A 14,297-nucleotide genomic window follows, 5' to 3' on the forward strand; every position below is an offset into this window, starting at 1 on the left:
TGCTCCAAGTCGTAGGGATGAGTGATCTCTTGGACCCTAGACACGTCCTGCGTTTCCAGTCAGGAGCGCGGCCCGGCCATTCACCTGATCGCCATAGGGCCGACATGGGGCACGGTGTCCCCTTGGTCGCCTCGAGGCGCTGACTGCACCCTGTTGCGCGGGAGTTGACCGCAGTACCGTCCGCCCATGCCGAGACGTGTGCGGGGCATCCGCTGTACGTGCAGAGCGCCGGTGGCCGTGGCGACGGCCGCCCCGCTGTCCCCGGCCTGCGCACAGGGCACGCCGGTACGGGAGAGCGGGCCGGTCCACTCGTACGAGCACGCGATCCGCGAGTCCATGGGGGCCGGCGCGCGGCCCGACGGTGACGGAGAGGGGAGAACCGGCCGGGTCACCGCCGATCCGGCCGGAACCAACCGTCCCGAGACCTGTGCGGACTTCGGTGGCCGCTCGGACATCCAGCCGGCCAGGGCCGTCGTCGACCGGCCGAACCCGTGCGCCCGCGGCCGCCCCGCCCGCGGCGGGAGCCGGCGGGCCGGGCGGCCCGGAGCACCGGCATGATCCGGCGAGGTGCCGGGCCTCGTCCGCCCCACCGCCGCGTGCACCGAAGCGATCCACCCCCGCGCATCCCGCCTCGGCGGGGTCGCCCCACCGCGCCACATCCGACCGATCCCGGGAGGCAGCCCCCGATGACGCCCCGCTTGCGTATCCGCGCCCTCGCCCAGTCCGGAGCGGCAGCCGCGCTGGCCGTGCCGCTGCTGGTCACCGCGCCCGCAGAGGCGGCGGGCACCGCGCCCCGTACCGGCTTCGAGGCCAGTAACGGCGAGCGCTGGACGAGCCCGGCCGAGGAACAGAAGTTCCTCGCCGCCGTCGACCGGGGCAGCGACCGGGTGGCGGTCGACCGGATCGGCACCACGAAAGGGGACCGTCCGCTCCAGCTCGTACACATCGGCGCGCAGCACGCCCCCCACACCGTGCTGCTGATCTGCAGTCAGCACGGCGACGAGCCGTCGGGCCGCGATGCCTGCCTGACCACGATCCGCGATCTCGCATACGCCAGGGACAAGGAGACCCGCCGGTTGCTGTCCCGGACCCATGTCCTCGTCGTGCCCACCGCCAATCCGGACGGCCGGGCGGCGGACACCCGGGGCAACTCCGACGGCGTCGACATCAACCGCGACCACATCGCCCTCAAGACGGCCGAGGGCCGGGCGCTCGCCGCCGTCATCCGCGACCGGCGCCCGGACATCGTCTACGACCTGCACGAGTACGGGGCCACCCCGCCGTACTACGACAAGGACCTGTTCGACCTGTGGCCGCGCAATCTCAACACCGATGCCGAGGTGCACCGGGAGGCGCAGACGCTGTCGGGGGCGTACGTCCGCCCGGCCGCGGCCGACGGCGGCTACAGCACCGGTACGTACGGCATCTGGACGGACCCGGTGACCGGTGATCCCATCAAGCAGACCGCGGGTGACGGCCAGGAACGCATCCTGCGCAACACCTCCGGGATCAAGAACGCGGTCGGGCTGCTCATCGAGAGCCGGGTCGACCCGCTGACCGAGCAGGAGAAGACGGACCCGGCACTCAACAACCGGCGCCGCGTCAGCAGCCAACTGGCGGCGCTGGAGGGTCTGCTGGCCTTCAGCGACGACCGGCGCGGCCGGATCGAGGCCGCGACCGCGAGGGCCAGGGCGACCGGCTTCGAGGACCGGGGTCCCGTCTATCTGGGCGGCGCCGACAACACCCCGGCCACCCCCGAGCAGACGCTCCAGGACCCACCGTGCGGCTATCGCCTCGATGCCGCGCAGTACGGCGAGGTGAAGGACGAACTGGCGCTGCACGGTGTGAGGTCACAGCCGGACGAGGGCGGCGCGTTCGTACCGCTGCGCCAGTCGCAGCGGGAGCTCGTCCCTCTGCTCCTCGACGCGCGCGCGGCCTATCACCTCGTATCAGGTGAACCGATCGCCGCCTGTTGAGAGCTGTGGTGCGCATCACATGTGGTAGGGGGTAGCGGAGCGAAAGCAGGTCCCCAGAACCGCGAAAGGTGCCGCTTGTGTCGCACGACGAACAGAGGTCAGGGCAACGGCGTCGGCTGCCGGTGAGGGCGGCTCTGCCGGGCCGCCACCCGCAGGAGGACAAGCCGCCCGTGACCGACCGGGTGGTGTTCGGCGTGACGGCCGTCCTCACCCTCGCCTTCGTGATCTGGGGGGCCGTCGCCACCAAGGCGCTGGAGAGCGCCTCGGACACCCTGCTGAACGGCCTGATGCACAACGGCGGCTGGGCCTTCGTACTGGCCGCCTCCGCCTTCGTGGTCTTCGCCCTCTGGCTGGCCGTCAGCCGCTACGGCAGGATCACGCTCGGCCAGGAACACGAGGGACCCGAGTTCCGCACCGTGTCCTGGGTCGCGATGATGTTCAGCGCGGGAATGGGCATCGGCTTGATGTTCTACGGCGTCAGCGAGCCGCTCGCGCACTTCGTCACCCCGCCGCCCGGGACCGACCCCGCCGACTCGGCGGAAGCCATGCAGACGGCCATGGCCACCACGCTCTTCCACTGGACCCTTCATCCCTGGGCGATCTATGCGGTGGTCGGCCTCGCCATCGCGTACAGCACCTTCCGGCGCCGCAGGCGGCAGACGATCAGCGCGGTCTTCGAGCCGCTGATCGGCAAGAAGCACGCCGACGGTGTGCCCGGCCGGGTGATCGACATTCTCGCGATCTTCGCCACGCTCTTCGGGTCCGCCACCTCCCTGGGCCTCGGCGCCCTGCAGATCGGCAGCGGATTCGGCGAACTGGGCTGGATGGAGAAGGCCGGCACCGGATTGCTCGTTGCCATCATCGCGGTGCTGACGGTGGCTTTCGTGTTCTCGGCCGTCTCCGGTGTCGAGCGGGGAATCCAGTGGCTGTCCAACATCAACATGGTGCTGGCCGTGGTGCTTGCCCTGTTCGTCTTCGTCGCCGGGCCGACCATCATCATCCTCGACCTGCTGCCGACATCGATCGCCGCCTACCTCGGTGATCTCCCGCAGCTCGCGGGCCGCACCGAGGCCACCGGCGGCGAGGGCGTCGCCGACTGGTTGAGCAGCTGGACGGTCTTCTACTGGGCCTGGTGGATCTCCTGGACGCCCTTCGTCGGCATGTTCATCGCCCGCATCAGCCGTGGGCGCACCATCCGCCAGTTCGTCGGCGGAGTGATCCTGGTGCCCAGCACAGTCAGTCTGATCTGGTTCGCCATCTTCGGCGGTACGGCGATGAGGCTCCAGGAGCGCGGACGGCTCGGGGAGGAGACGACGCCCGAGGGCCAGCTCTTCGGCGTTCTCCAGCAGTTCCCGATTGCGGGCGTGATGAGCCTGCTGGTGATGATCCTGGTCGCGATCTTCTTCGTTTCCGGGGCCGATGCCGCCTCGATCGTGATGGGCACGCTCTCCCAGAAGGGCACCTTCGAACCGGCCCGGCTCGTCGTCGTCTTCTGGGGCGTGGTGACCGGTGGTGTGGCGGCCGTGATGCTGCTCGTCGGGGAAGGCAAGGGCGACGCCCTGGCCGGTCTGCAGCATCTGACGATTCTTGTCGCAGCCCCGTTCGTGCTGGTGATGATCGGTATGTGCCTGTCCCTCATGCGCGATCTGCGCCTGGACCCGCTGATCATCCGTGGCGAGGTCGCCGAGGAGGCGATGGAGACTGCCGTGATCACAGGTCATGAGAAGTACGCGGGTGACTTCGAGATCCGCATCGGACGGGCACCCGTGGGCGAGAGCGGCACCGGTCCCGGTTCCGGATCGGGGACCGGGACCGGGACCGGGACCGGGACCGAAGACGATCCCGGAGCCGCGGGAGGCGGTGCCAAGGGCCCCTGACCGCTCTCGGCTGCCGCCGGACGGTGCGCACCTTGCCCCGCTGTGTCCGTGGTCGTGCGCCACAACTCCGCCGCCCGGCAGGGCCGGTGCCGCGGTGCGAACGCCCGAGTGCCCCCGAGTCCCTGGACGGTCGCGGACCCACGCGAGGACAAACCAGGAGTGATCGCGTGCACGGATCACGGCACAACTGGGGATACTCAGGACATGTCTGCCGAGTACGTGTCCTTCGCCCTGGCGCCGGCGATGCGGGCCGGGGGAGTCCTCGCCGACGGTGGCTACCAAGTGCACCGGGACTTCATGGACTTCATCGTCGACGGTCAGCCGTTGCTGTTCCGGCTCAGCGACCTCGACGCCGTCTCCCCACTTGCCTCCGACGTACCACCGGCGATCTTCAGCGCACAGGTGCGCACTCTGCTGCTCGAGACGGACTCCCCACTGGGCGGAGGCCGCTGTGTCATCTACGGCTGCCCGGAGTGCGAGGACATCCGGTGCGGGGCGGTCACCGCCGTCATCGAACGGGACGGTGAGGACATCGTCTGGCGGGACTTCGCCTGGCAGACCGACACCGCCGCCGACCTGGAACTCAACGGCTACCAGGGGATAGGTCCGTTCCGCTTCCGCGGCGACGAATACCGCACCGAGCTGCGGCGCCTGCTCCCGGACGATCCGGGCGGTGCCCCGGCCCGCCGCCGTGTCCTGCTGATCGGGGCACGCGTGGCCGTGCTCGCCAAGCTCGCCGCCGCGCTGCGCACCATCGGCATCGGTGCGGAGATCACGCACGACGCCGACGCCGTGCCGCCCGCGGAACTGCGCACCTACGGGGCGGTCGCCTTCGGACGTGCGGTGGGGGAGCCGGAACGGGCCGCCGTGCGTGCGGCTTTCGAGCGGGCCGAGGCTCCGGCGGTGTACGTCGACGGGCTCGCCCCGATCGTCCCGCTCCTGGTCGCGCAGATCGAACACGCCCTGGACCGCACTCCCCCGGAACGGCGGAGGCTGACACGGCTGAGCGCGACGGTGGAGGGCGCGGAGATCGAGGTGACGTCCGCGTGCCGCGTCCAGCTGGTCGCGTACCGCCTGGACCGCCTCTACCGCAGCCACGTCCAGCAGCTCTTCGACGGGATGCTCGAGCCGGGCCGCCACCGCATACCCCTGGACGCGAAGACGGTCAAGGGACAGTCCTTCGTCGTGGCACGCGCCACGGGGGGTGTGCTGGTCGCGCCTGTGGCGCGATGACGATGCCGAGTGACCCGGGCGGGCCGTCGATCGCGCAGGAGACACGCATCATCCTCCGGGACGGCTCACGCGGCAGCGCGAGCGCGCTGTACGGACCGTGGACGTGGAGACGGCCGGCGTGGCGGTCCGCCTCGCCGACCTTCCCCCGGCCCGGCAGCCCACCGTCGTGGTCCTCGCTCACGAAGGGACCGGGATCCCGCCCGAAGCGCTCGACCTGCTCGACGACCCGGCCACCGAGCCCCCGGAGGGGTCGCTCGCCCTGTACGAACCCGCCGGGCTCCTCTGACCTAGGATCTGTCCCCTGATGACTGCAACCCTCGTCGCCAAGGACCTCGCCGCCGGCCACGGCGACCGCTCCCTCTTCTCCGGGCTCGACCTCGTCGTCGCGCCCGGCGACGTGATCGGCCTCGTCGGCGTCAACGGCGCCGGGAAGTCGACACTGCTGCGGCTGCTCGCCGGTCTCGACACCCCCGAGGACGGCGAGCTGCGGCTCTCCCCGCCCTCCGCCACCGTCGGCCACCTCCCGCAGGAGCCGGAACGCCGCGCGGGCGAGTGCGTGCGGGACTTCCTCGCCCGCCGCACCGGTGTGGCCGCGGCCCAGGCAGCGATGGACGAGGCCACCCAGGGTCTGGTCGACGGCACTGCGGGCGCGGACGACGCGTACGCCGTCAGCCTGGAGCGCTGGCTGGACCTCGGAGGCGCCGACCTCGACGAGCGGGCGCAGGAGATCGCCGGCACGCTCGGCCTCACCATCGGCCTCGACCAGCCCATGGCCGCCCTCTCCGGCGGCCAGGCCGCCCGCGCCGGACTCGCCTCCCTCCTGCTGTCCCGCTACGACGTCTTCCTCCTCGACGAGCCGACCAACGACCTGGATCTGGACGGCCTGGAGCGGCTGGAGAAGTTCGTCCAGGGACTGCGCGCGGGCACGGTCGTCGTCAGCCACGACCGTGAGTTCCTCACCCGCACGGTCACCAAGGTCCTGGAACTGGATCTCGCCCAGCAGCAGATCACCCTCTACGGCGGCGGCTACGCGGCCTACCTGGAGGAACGGGAGACCGCCCGCAGGCACGCCCGCGAGGACTACGAGGAATTCGCCGACAAGAAGTCCGCCCTCGAAGGCCGCGCCCAGATGCAGCGCTCCTGGATGGACAAGGGCGTCAAGAACGCCCGTCGCAAAGCCGGCGACAACGACAAGCTCGGCCGCAAGTTCCGCAGCGAGTCGAGCGAGAAGCAGGCCGCGAAGGCCCGCCAGACGCAGCGCATGATCGAACGCCTCGATGTCGTCGATGAGCCGCGCAAGGAGTGGGAGCTGCGGATGGAGATCGCCGCGGCCCCGCGTTCGGGCTCGGTCGTCGCGACCCTGCGCGAGGCCGAAGTGCGCCGCGGCGACTTCCGCTTCGGGCCCGCGTCACTGCAGATCGACTGGGCCGACCGGGTCGCGATCACCGGCGCGAACGGTGCGGGCAAGTCGACTCTCCTCGGCTCCCTGCTGGGCCGGGTCGCGCTCGACTCCGGCGACGCCTCGCTCGGTCCGGGCGTCGTCGTCGGCGAGGTCGACCAGGCACGGGCGCTCTTCCACGGCACGCAGTCGCTGCTGGGCGCCTTCTGCGCGGCCGTCCCGGACACCGAGCCGGCCGACGTCCGCACGCTGCTCGCCAAGTTCGGCCTGAAGGCCGAGCATGTCCTGCGCCCGGCCACCACGCTCTCCCCGGGCGAACGTACCCGGGCCGCGCTCGCCCTGCTCCAGGGCCGGGGCGTCAATCTGCTCGTACTCGACGAGCCGACCAACCATCTCGACCTGGTCGCCATCGAGCAGCTGGAGCAGGCCCTGGACTCGTACACCGGCACGCTGCTGCTGGTCACGCACGACCGCCGGATGCTGGACGCCGTGCGCACCACACGCCGGATCGAGGTGGCCGACGGCAAGGTCACCGAGCTGTGACGCCGCGATAGCGATACAGCACGGCGCGATGCACCGGTGCGGGGCGGGCGGGACCTCCCGCCCGCCCCGCACCATGTCACTCTCAGCCGCGCCTGCCGCCGCCGTTCTTCGGGTCCACCAGGCCCGCCCGGCGCAGGGCGTCGGCCATCGCGCTGTTCGCCGGGGGCGCAGCCTGGCGGGAGGCGCCGCCCCCGCCCCCGCGACGCTCGCGGCCGCCGCCGGCCTGGCGCTGCTGCGGCGGCCTGCCCCCGCGGTCGCGCCTGGGCGCGCCCGGCTCCGGCGACTGCGCCGACGCGTCGTCGTCCAGACGCAGCGTCAGCGAGACCCGTTTGCGCGGGATGTCGACGTCCAGCACCTTCACCTTCACCACGTCGCCCGGCTTCACCACGTCCCGCGGGTCCTTGACGAACGTCTTGGACATCGCCGACACATGCACCAGGCCGTCCTGGTGCACACCCACGTCCACGAACGCGCCGAACGCCGCGACATTCGTGACGACACCTTCCAGCACCATTCCCGGGACCAGGTCGCCGAGCTTCTCCACGCCCTCCAGGAAGGTCGCGGTCTTGAACGCGGGACGAGGGTCGCGACCCGGCTTCTCCAGCTCCCGCAGGATGTCCGTCACCGTCGGCAGCCCGAACGTCTCGTCCACGAACTCCGTCGGCTTCAGCGACCGCAGCACCGCCGTGTTGCCGATCAGCGATGCCACCTCACCGCCCGTGGACTTCACCATGCGCCGCACCACCGGATACGCCTCCGGGTGCACGCTCGATCCGTCCAGCGGGTCGTCCCCGCCGCGGATCCGCAGGAAGCCCGCGCACTGCTCGTACGCCTTGGGGCCGAGCCGTGCCACATCCTTCAGCGCCCTGCGCGAGCGGAAGGGGCCGTTGGAGTCGCGGTGCGCGACGATGTTCTCGGCGAGCCCCGTGCCGATGCCCGAAACCCGCGAAAGCAGCGGAGCCGACGCGGTGTTGACGTCGACGCCGACGCCGTTCACACAGTCCTCCACGACCGCGTCGAGCGACCGCGACAGCTTCACCTCGGACAGGTCGTGCTGATACTGGCCGACGCCGATCGACTTGGGGTCGATCTTCACCAGCTCGGCCAGTGGGTCCTGCAGCCGGCGAGCGATCGAGACGGCGCCGCGCAGCGACACATCAAGGCCGGGCAGTTCCTGCGAGGCGAACGCGGACGCCGAGTACACCGATGCGCCCGCCTCCGAGACCATCACCTTGGTGAGGCCCAGCTCCGGGTTCCTGGTGATGAGGTCACCGGCGAGTTTGTCGGTCTCGCGGGAGGCGGTGCCGTTGCCGACGGCGACGAGCTCGACCGCATGCTCCTTGGCGAGGCGTGCCAGCTTCGCCAAGGACTCGTCCCACTTGTTCGCGGGTACGTGCGGATAGATCGTGTCGGTGGCGACGACCTTGCCGGTCGCGTCGACGACCGCGACCTTCACACCCGTACGGAAACCGGGGTCGAGCCCGAGCGTGGCGCGCGTACCCGCCGGCGCGGCCAGCAGCAGATCCCGCAGGTTCGCCGCGAAGACCCGTACCGCCTCGTCCTCGGCCGCCGTCCGCAGCCGCAGCCGCAGGTCGATGCCGAGGTGGACGAGAATCCGGGTCCGCCATGCCCAGCGCACGGTGTCGCCGAGCCACTTGTCGCCGGGCCGGCCCTGCTGCGAGATACCGAAGCGCGCAGCCACCAGACCCTCGTACGCCGAAGGCCCGGGCTGCTCGGAGGGCTCCTCCGGCTCCAGCACCAGGTCGAGAACATCCTCCTTCTCGCCCCGGAACATCGCCAGAATCCGGTGCGAGGGCAGTTGGGTGAAGCCCTCCGCGAAGTCGAAGTAGTCGGCGAACTTCGCGCCCGCCTCCTCCTTGCCGTTCCTGACCTTCGCGGCGAGCCGGCCGCGCGTCCACATCCGCTCCCGCAGCTCGCCGATCAGGTCGGCGTCCTCGGAAAAACGCTCCGTCAGGATCGCCCGCGCGCCCTCCAGCGCGGCCGCCGCGTCCGCGACGCCCTTGTCCGTGTCCACGAACGCCGCGGCGGCGGCGAGCGGATCCACCGACGGATCGCCGAGCAGCCCCTCGGCCAGCGGCTCGAGCCCGGCCTCCCGCGCGATCTGGGCCTTGGTGCGCCGCTTGGGCTTGAAGGGCAGATAGATGTCCTCGAGCCGGGCCTTCGTGTCGGCCGCCCGGATCTGCGCCTGAAGCTCGTCGGTGAGCTTGCCCTGCTCGCGCACCGAATCCAGGATCGCGGTCCGCCGCTCCTCCAGCTCCCGCAGATACCGCAGTCTCTCCTCGAGCGTGCGCAGTTGCGCGTCGTCGAGCATCTCGGTCGCTTCCTTGCGGTAGCGCGCGATGAACGGCACGGTCGACCCGCCGTCGAGCAGCTCGACGGCCGCCTTCACCTGCCGCTCCCGTACGCCGAGCTCCTCGGCGATCCTGCCTTCGATGGACGTCGTCACGGTTCCCCGACTCGCCTTCTCGTGCTGGCTGTGCTTGAGAGTGCATTGTGCCGGGTGGCCGGGGGCCGTGTCGCGCGCCCGCACAGTGCGCCTGTCGACCGCGTCGGCCACATCTGTGCACGAAAAGCGCACGGAAACGCACATTCCTCGTCACCGGTGACGGTGGCCCACCGCACCCGCCCGTCCCGGCCGGGGGCCTCGTACCTCGTTGCGGGGGCACCGCGGAAGCGGGGGCGCGGCCGACGCGGGACATCCCGTTCGCCCTCACGCCCGGCGTGTGAAGCGGTGGAAGAGGTCTCCGGTGTCGCCGACTCCAACGGGGCGGCAGCTCGTGACCCTGCCTGGTCGACGCATGACCGGGCGGGGCGTCCCGGCGCGCCCCGGCCTGTGCCGGTGCGTCTGCCGAAGACGTATGCCGCCGACCGCCCTGGGCCCGGCGTCCCACCCGGCCGGGCGTGAGCCCTGACCCGGGCTTCCTGGGAAGGCAGGCCGCGGCCGAGGGCGCATCATGCTCGGCGCCCTCGGGCCTTTCACACCCGGACGGGGGACCGGTACGGGTGTCAGGCCTTGCCCGTGGCGTCCGCGGGAAACGCGCCCGCGGCCAGTGCCGGCATCAGCAGGCCGCGGGCCAGCTCGGTCAGCCGCTCGACGCTCTCGGCGCCCAGGTGCTCGTACGGCGCGAGGTCGATCCGGTCCGTGTGGTCCTCCAGCTCGTTCCGCAGCCGGGTGCCCGCCTCGGTCAACCCGCCTTCGGCGTCCAGCAGTCCACGCTCGCGCAGCCGTCCCTGGGCGGCCTCCCAGTCGGTGCGCCGCCAGCCGCGGGTGGCCAGGATCCAGCGCGGTGCCATGCCCTTGCCGGTCGCGGTGTGGCTCACCAGTGCCTCCAGCGGGTCGAGCCCGGCGGACAGCAGTGCCGTGAGGTGACCGTCGCCGCGGTGCTCACGCAGCAGCGTCGCGGCGTGCCAGTACGCGAGGTGCGGTTCGTCGGGCACCGGCAGGTCGGCGTGCGCCGCGTACAGCGGCCGGGCATGCGGTGTGCAGGCCTCGGCGGCCCGCAGCGCGAGTTCCGCGGCCTCAGCCAGCTCCTTTGAGGCCAGCACCTCGGCACCCAGCAGCCGTTGCAGCGTGCTGTCCACGGCCCGCAGTCGTGCCTCCAGCACGGCCTCGGGCGACGCCGTCTCCCACACCGCGGGCAGATGCCCGGCGACCAGCTCGGGGTTGAAGTTGTAGAAGGTCGCGGCGACCACACCGGGACCGACGGCGCCCATCGCGGCGGCGCGCGCCGCGAAGTACGCCGCGCGTGCGTCCTCGATCCCGAGCCCGGCGAGCTCGGCGCCGAGGTCGGGGGAGAAGTAGACCGTCGAGTGCAGCGGGTTGATGACGTTGTGGCAGCGGCGTCCGGCGCGCGGGGGCAGAGAGGTCATGGCTGCAGGTTACCGACTGGTCGGTACGCGTGGAATCCCAGGTGGTCGTTGGCAGGAAAGGTGGGGTCCTCGTCATTGCGGCCATGCCCAGCGTCGCCAAGGATGAAGGGCATGACACAGCGACGACCCGTGCTCGCCGTCCTCTTCGACGGCGTGCAGAGCCTGGATGTGACGGGACCGGTGGAGGTGTTCGCGGGGGCGGCACTCCTCGTCGGCGACCCGGGTGCCTATCCGATCCGGACCGCGTCGCTCGACGGCCGGCCCGTGCGTACGTCGAGCGGCCTCACCCTGATGCCCGACAGCTCGCTCGACGCCGCCGCTGCCCCCCACACCCTGCTCGTACCGGGAGGTCGCGGCACCCGTACCGCTGACCCGGCGCTGATCGACTGGCTGGGCGACCACGCCCACGGTGCCGAGCGGATCGTTTCCGTCTGCACCGGAGCCGTTCTGCTCGCGTCCGCCGGGCTGCTCGACGGCCGCCGGGCGACGACCCACTGGGCCATCTGCGACCACCTGGCCCGCGAATTTCCGGCCGTCGAGGTCGACCCGGATCCGATCTTCGTGCGGGACGGAAAGATCGCCACATCCGCGGGGGTCACCGCGGGAATCGACCTCGCGCTCGCCCTGGTCGAGGAGGACCTGGGCCGGGAGGCCGCCCTCACCGTCGCCCGCCACCTCGTCGTCTTTCTGCGCCGCCCTGGCAACCAGGCACAGTTCAGCGCACAGCTCGCGGCCCAGACGGCACAACGCGAGCCACTGCGCGAGGTGCAGCACTGGATCACCGAGCACCCCGACGCCGACCTGTCGGTCGACGCGCTCGCGAACCGCGCCGGACTCTCGCCACGCCACTTCGCCCGCGCGTTCCAGGCGGAGACCGGCACGACACCGGGCCGGTACGTCGAGCGCGTACGTCTGGAACACGCACGACGCCTGTTGGAGGAGACCGTCCACGGTGTCGAGGAGGTCTCACGGGTCTGTGGCTACGGCACGCCCGAGGCGATGCGCCGCACCTTCGTCAAAGTGCTGGGCACCGCGCCCGCCGAGTACCGCCGCCGCTTCCATGCACCCGTCATCTGAACGCCACGTCGTCCGATGAAAGCCACGTCGTCCGGAAATCAAGGGGAACCATGCAGATCGCCATCCTGCTCTACGACCGCTTCACGAGCCTCGATGCCGTAGGCCCTTACGAGCTGCTCGCCCGGCTGCCCGGCGCCGAGACCGTGTTCGTCGCGGCGGAGACCGGTCCGGTCGCCGCCGACCAGGGCAGCCTCTCCCTCGTCGCCGAACGCCCGCTCACCGAGGTGCGCGCCCCGGACATCGTCCTCGTCCCGGGCGGCCCCGGTGCGCGCCAGGCCATGTACGACGAGAACGTCCTCGGCTGGCTCCGCGCGGCGGACGCCACCAGCACCTGGACCACCTCCGTGTGCACAGGGTCGCTCGTACTCGCCGGTGCCGGCCTACTGCGTGGCCGCCGCGCGACCTCGCACTGGCTCGCGCTGGACGACCTGGTGCCGCTCGGTGCCGAACCGACGGGGGAGCGTGTCGTCTTCGACGGCAAGTACGTCACCGCCGCCGGGGTCTCCTCGGGGATCGACATGGCCCTGCATCTGCTCGGCCGGATCGGCGGTGACGCCGTCGCCCAGACGATTCAGCTGCTGACCGAGTACGACCCGCAGCCGCCGTACGACGCGGGCTCACCGGACAAGGCCCCGGCGGAGATCGTCGCGTACTGGCGTACGAAGGCTGAGCAGTTCTCCCGCGACTGACCTCCTCGGGCAGGCAGTCGGACGGACCGTCCGCCGTCACACGGACCAGTCGAAGTGCGGCGTCCGCCGCTCCAGGAAGGCGGCGACACCCTCCGCGGCGTCGCCGCTGTTCCGGGCCTGCTCGGCCCAGTACGCCTCCCGGTCGGTGCACCTGTTCGCGAACTCCTTGGCCGCGCACTGGGTGAGCTGCGACCGTGTGGTCAGAATCCGGGTGAACTCCGCGGCCCGCCTGCCGAGCTCACCTGCCGGCAGTACCTCGTCGACCAGGCCGGTACGCAGCGCCCGCTCCGTATCGATCAACTCTGCGGAGAAGAGCAGGTACTTGGCGGCGGCCGGCCCCACCAGCGCGGCCAGTCGACGGGTCGAGGCCGCCGGGTAGACGAGGCCGAGTTTGGCTGGCGTCACACCGAACAGCGCGCCCTGTTCGGCGAAGCGCAGATCGCAGGCCGCGGCGAGCTGGCAGCCGCCGCCGACGCAGTACCCGCGTACGAGGGCCAGGGTCGGCTTGGGGAACGCGGCGAGTGCCTCCTCGGCCCGCACCGAGAGCGCCTGCGGGTCCTCACCCGGGTTGCGCAGAGAGGAGATGTCCGCGCCCGCGCAGAACGTCTCGCCCTCGCCGGTCAGCACCAGCGCCCGCACCGCCGCATCGGCCGCGAGTCCTTCGAGCAGCCCGGGCAGCGACCGCCACATGGCGGCGGTCATCGCGTTGCGCTTGGCGGGGTTGCTGATCACCACCGTGGCGACGCCGTTCTCGACGGTGTGCGTCAGCTGCGGCGGGTGCGGCTCGGGCGGTGCGGACGGTGTGCCGGGCGTGGAGGGCTGCATGCGCCGGATGCTATCCGGCACGTCCGAACCTACGATCACGCGCTCGGCCTCGGCGGCCGCTCCGTTGTGCGCATGGTCACCGAACCGCCGGGCGGGCGGGCGGATGCGGTCGATCCGGTCAAGCGGACAGAACAGGGCCAGGACCAGTCGCACAACTGACGCTGTCGTACGCACCCGGTCGGCAAGTGTCGATAGAGGCCCATTTCTGATCAGCCGCTCGGTACGGACCAACCGGCTACCAACACTGGTGGCGAAGGTCAGTGGCAGGGGCCAGTGGCCGACCAGCCGAGGGTGGGTGCCGGACTATGGACAGCCGCGGGAGCGTGCCGGCCAGGCAGCTGTCGTACGAGGGCGTCTGGCGATTCACCGCACCGGCGGTCGACGTCTCCGTACCACAGGCCCGGCACGCCGTACGGGACCTGCTCCGTCGGCAGCGGGTGCCCATCGACGACGATGTCGTCCACGGCCTGCTGGTCATCGTCTCGGAGCTGGTCACCAACGCCGTGAAGCACGCGGCCCTGCTCTCGCCCGAGGTCGCCGTCGAGGTCGCCATCGGCGCACAGTGGGTTCGGGTGTCCGTGGAGGACAACCACCCCTACCGCCCCAAGGCCCTCGAGACCGACTACGCCCAGACGGGTGGCCGGGGATTGTTGCTCGTGCGCGAGATCACCCTGGAGTCCGGCGGCAGCTGCGATGTCGAGCACACCGTGAGCGGCGGAAAGATCATCTGGGTCGAACTGCCGCTCTCACCGGTGCACAGCGGCGGCGCGGCGCCGATCTGAACGCC

Annotated in this window: 12 protein-coding genes; 9 read left to right on the forward strand and 3 right to left on the reverse strand. The window is 71.3% G+C overall.

Features of this window, described 5'->3' with window-relative positions; genetic code table 11:
• Positions 1–186: 186 nt before the first annotated feature.
• The 6 genes from ACFYWI_RS16740 (at position 187) to ACFYWI_RS16765 (ending at position 7,028) form a co-directional block, all read left to right on the forward strand.
• Complete coding sequence (locus tag ACFYWI_RS16740) at positions 187–558, forward strand: hypothetical protein (protein WP_389231992.1); 372 nt, start codon at positions 187–189, stop codon at positions 556–558.
• Positions 559–686: 128 nt separating this feature from the next.
• Positions 687–1,976 carry a M14 family metallocarboxypeptidase gene (locus ACFYWI_RS16745; protein ID WP_389231995.1) on the forward strand — a complete coding sequence of 430 codons (1,290 nt, stop codon included), beginning with the start codon at positions 687–689 and terminating at the stop codon, positions 1,974–1,976.
• Between the two features lie 77 nt (positions 1,977–2,053).
• Positions 2,054–3,853 (forward strand): BCCT family transporter, encoded by a 1,800-nt coding sequence (locus ACFYWI_RS16750; RefSeq protein ID WP_389231998.1) that lies wholly within the window; start codon positions 2,054–2,056, stop codon positions 3,851–3,853.
• A gap of 204 nt (positions 3,854–4,057) precedes the next feature.
• Positions 4,058–5,086, forward strand: a complete 1,029-nt coding sequence (locus ACFYWI_RS16755; protein WP_389232001.1) for an oxidoreductase — start codon at positions 4,058–4,060, stop codon at positions 5,084–5,086.
• Positions 5,087–5,183: 97 nt separating this feature from the next.
• Positions 5,184–5,372 carry a hypothetical protein gene (locus ACFYWI_RS16760; protein WP_389232004.1) on the forward strand — a complete coding sequence of 63 codons (189 nt, stop codon included), beginning with the start codon at positions 5,184–5,186 and terminating at the stop codon, positions 5,370–5,372.
• 18 nt (positions 5,373–5,390) lie between these two features.
• Entirely contained in the window at positions 5,391–7,028 is a 1,638-nt protein-coding gene (locus tag ACFYWI_RS16765) for an ABC-F family ATP-binding cassette domain-containing protein (protein WP_389232007.1), read from the forward strand.
• An 82-nt stretch (positions 7,029–7,110) separates the two neighbouring features.
• On the opposite strand, the gene ACFYWI_RS16770 is transcribed toward ACFYWI_RS16765, so the two are convergent.
• Positions 7,111–9,495, reverse strand: a complete 2,385-nt coding sequence (locus ACFYWI_RS16770; RefSeq protein ID WP_389232010.1) for a Tex family protein — start codon at positions 9,493–9,495, stop codon at positions 7,111–7,113.
• 560 nt (positions 9,496–10,055) lie between these two features.
• Complete coding sequence (locus tag ACFYWI_RS16775) at positions 10,056–10,919, reverse strand: hypothetical protein (RefSeq protein ID WP_389232013.1); 864 nt, start codon at positions 10,917–10,919, stop codon at positions 10,056–10,058.
• Between the two features lie 111 nt (positions 10,920–11,030).
• On the opposite strand from ACFYWI_RS16775, the gene ACFYWI_RS16780 reads away from it, so the two are divergent.
• Positions 11,031–11,996 (forward strand): GlxA family transcriptional regulator, encoded by a 966-nt coding sequence (locus ACFYWI_RS16780; RefSeq protein WP_389232016.1) that lies wholly within the window; start codon positions 11,031–11,033, stop codon positions 11,994–11,996.
• A gap of 50 nt (positions 11,997–12,046) precedes the next feature.
• The gene (locus ACFYWI_RS16785; protein ID WP_389232022.1) at positions 12,047–12,685 is read left to right on the forward strand and encodes a DJ-1/PfpI family protein; all 639 of its coding nucleotides are present in this window, start codon (positions 12,047–12,049) and stop codon (positions 12,683–12,685) included.
• A 36-nt stretch (positions 12,686–12,721) separates the two neighbouring features.
• Here the strand turns inward: ACFYWI_RS16785 and ACFYWI_RS16790 are convergent, their stop codons facing one another.
• Entirely contained in the window at positions 12,722–13,510 is a 789-nt protein-coding gene (locus ACFYWI_RS16790; protein ID WP_389232025.1) for an enoyl-CoA hydratase/isomerase family protein, read from the reverse strand.
• A 305-nt stretch (positions 13,511–13,815) separates the two neighbouring features.
• Between ACFYWI_RS16790 and ACFYWI_RS16795 the strand changes: the two genes are divergently transcribed.
• The gene (locus ACFYWI_RS16795; protein WP_389232028.1) at positions 13,816–14,292 is read left to right on the forward strand and encodes an ATP-binding protein; all 477 of its coding nucleotides are present in this window, start codon (positions 13,816–13,818) and stop codon (positions 14,290–14,292) included.
• Positions 14,293–14,297 lie beyond the last annotated feature (5 nt).

The sequence above is a fragment of the Streptomyces sp. NPDC002889 genome, assembly GCF_042888425.1.
GTDB lineage: Bacteria > Actinomycetota > Actinomycetes > Streptomycetales > Streptomycetaceae > Streptomyces.

Bases quoted from the DNA above. Each gene is read 5' to 3' on its own strand.
- ACFYWI_RS16755 (WP_389232001.1), top strand. From the start codon at position 4,058: ATGTCTGCCGAGTACGTGTCCTTCGCCCTGGCGCCGGCGATGCGGGCC.
- ACFYWI_RS16765 (WP_389232007.1), top strand. From the start codon at position 5,391: ATGACTGCAACCCTCGTCGCCAAGGACCTCGCCGCCGGCCACGGCGAC.
- ACFYWI_RS16795 (WP_389232028.1), top strand. From the start codon at position 13,816: ATGGACAGCCGCGGGAGCGTGCCGGCCAGGCAGCTGTCGTACGAGGGC.
- ACFYWI_RS16775 (WP_389232013.1), bottom strand. From the start codon at position 10,919: ATGACCTCTCTGCCCCCGCGCGCCGGACGCCGCTGCCACAACGTCATC.
- ACFYWI_RS16785 (WP_389232022.1), top strand. From the start codon at position 12,047: ATGCAGATCGCCATCCTGCTCTACGACCGCTTCACGAGCCTCGATGCC.
- ACFYWI_RS16740 (WP_389231992.1), top strand. From the start codon at position 187: ATGCCGAGACGTGTGCGGGGCATCCGCTGTACGTGCAGAGCGCCGGTG.
- ACFYWI_RS16780 (WP_389232016.1), top strand. From the start codon at position 11,031: ATGACACAGCGACGACCCGTGCTCGCCGTCCTCTTCGACGGCGTGCAG.
- ACFYWI_RS16790 (WP_389232025.1), bottom strand. From the start codon at position 13,510: ATGCAGCCCTCCACGCCCGGCACACCGTCCGCACCGCCCGAGCCGCAC.
- ACFYWI_RS16745 (WP_389231995.1), top strand. From the start codon at position 687: ATGACGCCCCGCTTGCGTATCCGCGCCCTCGCCCAGTCCGGAGCGGCA.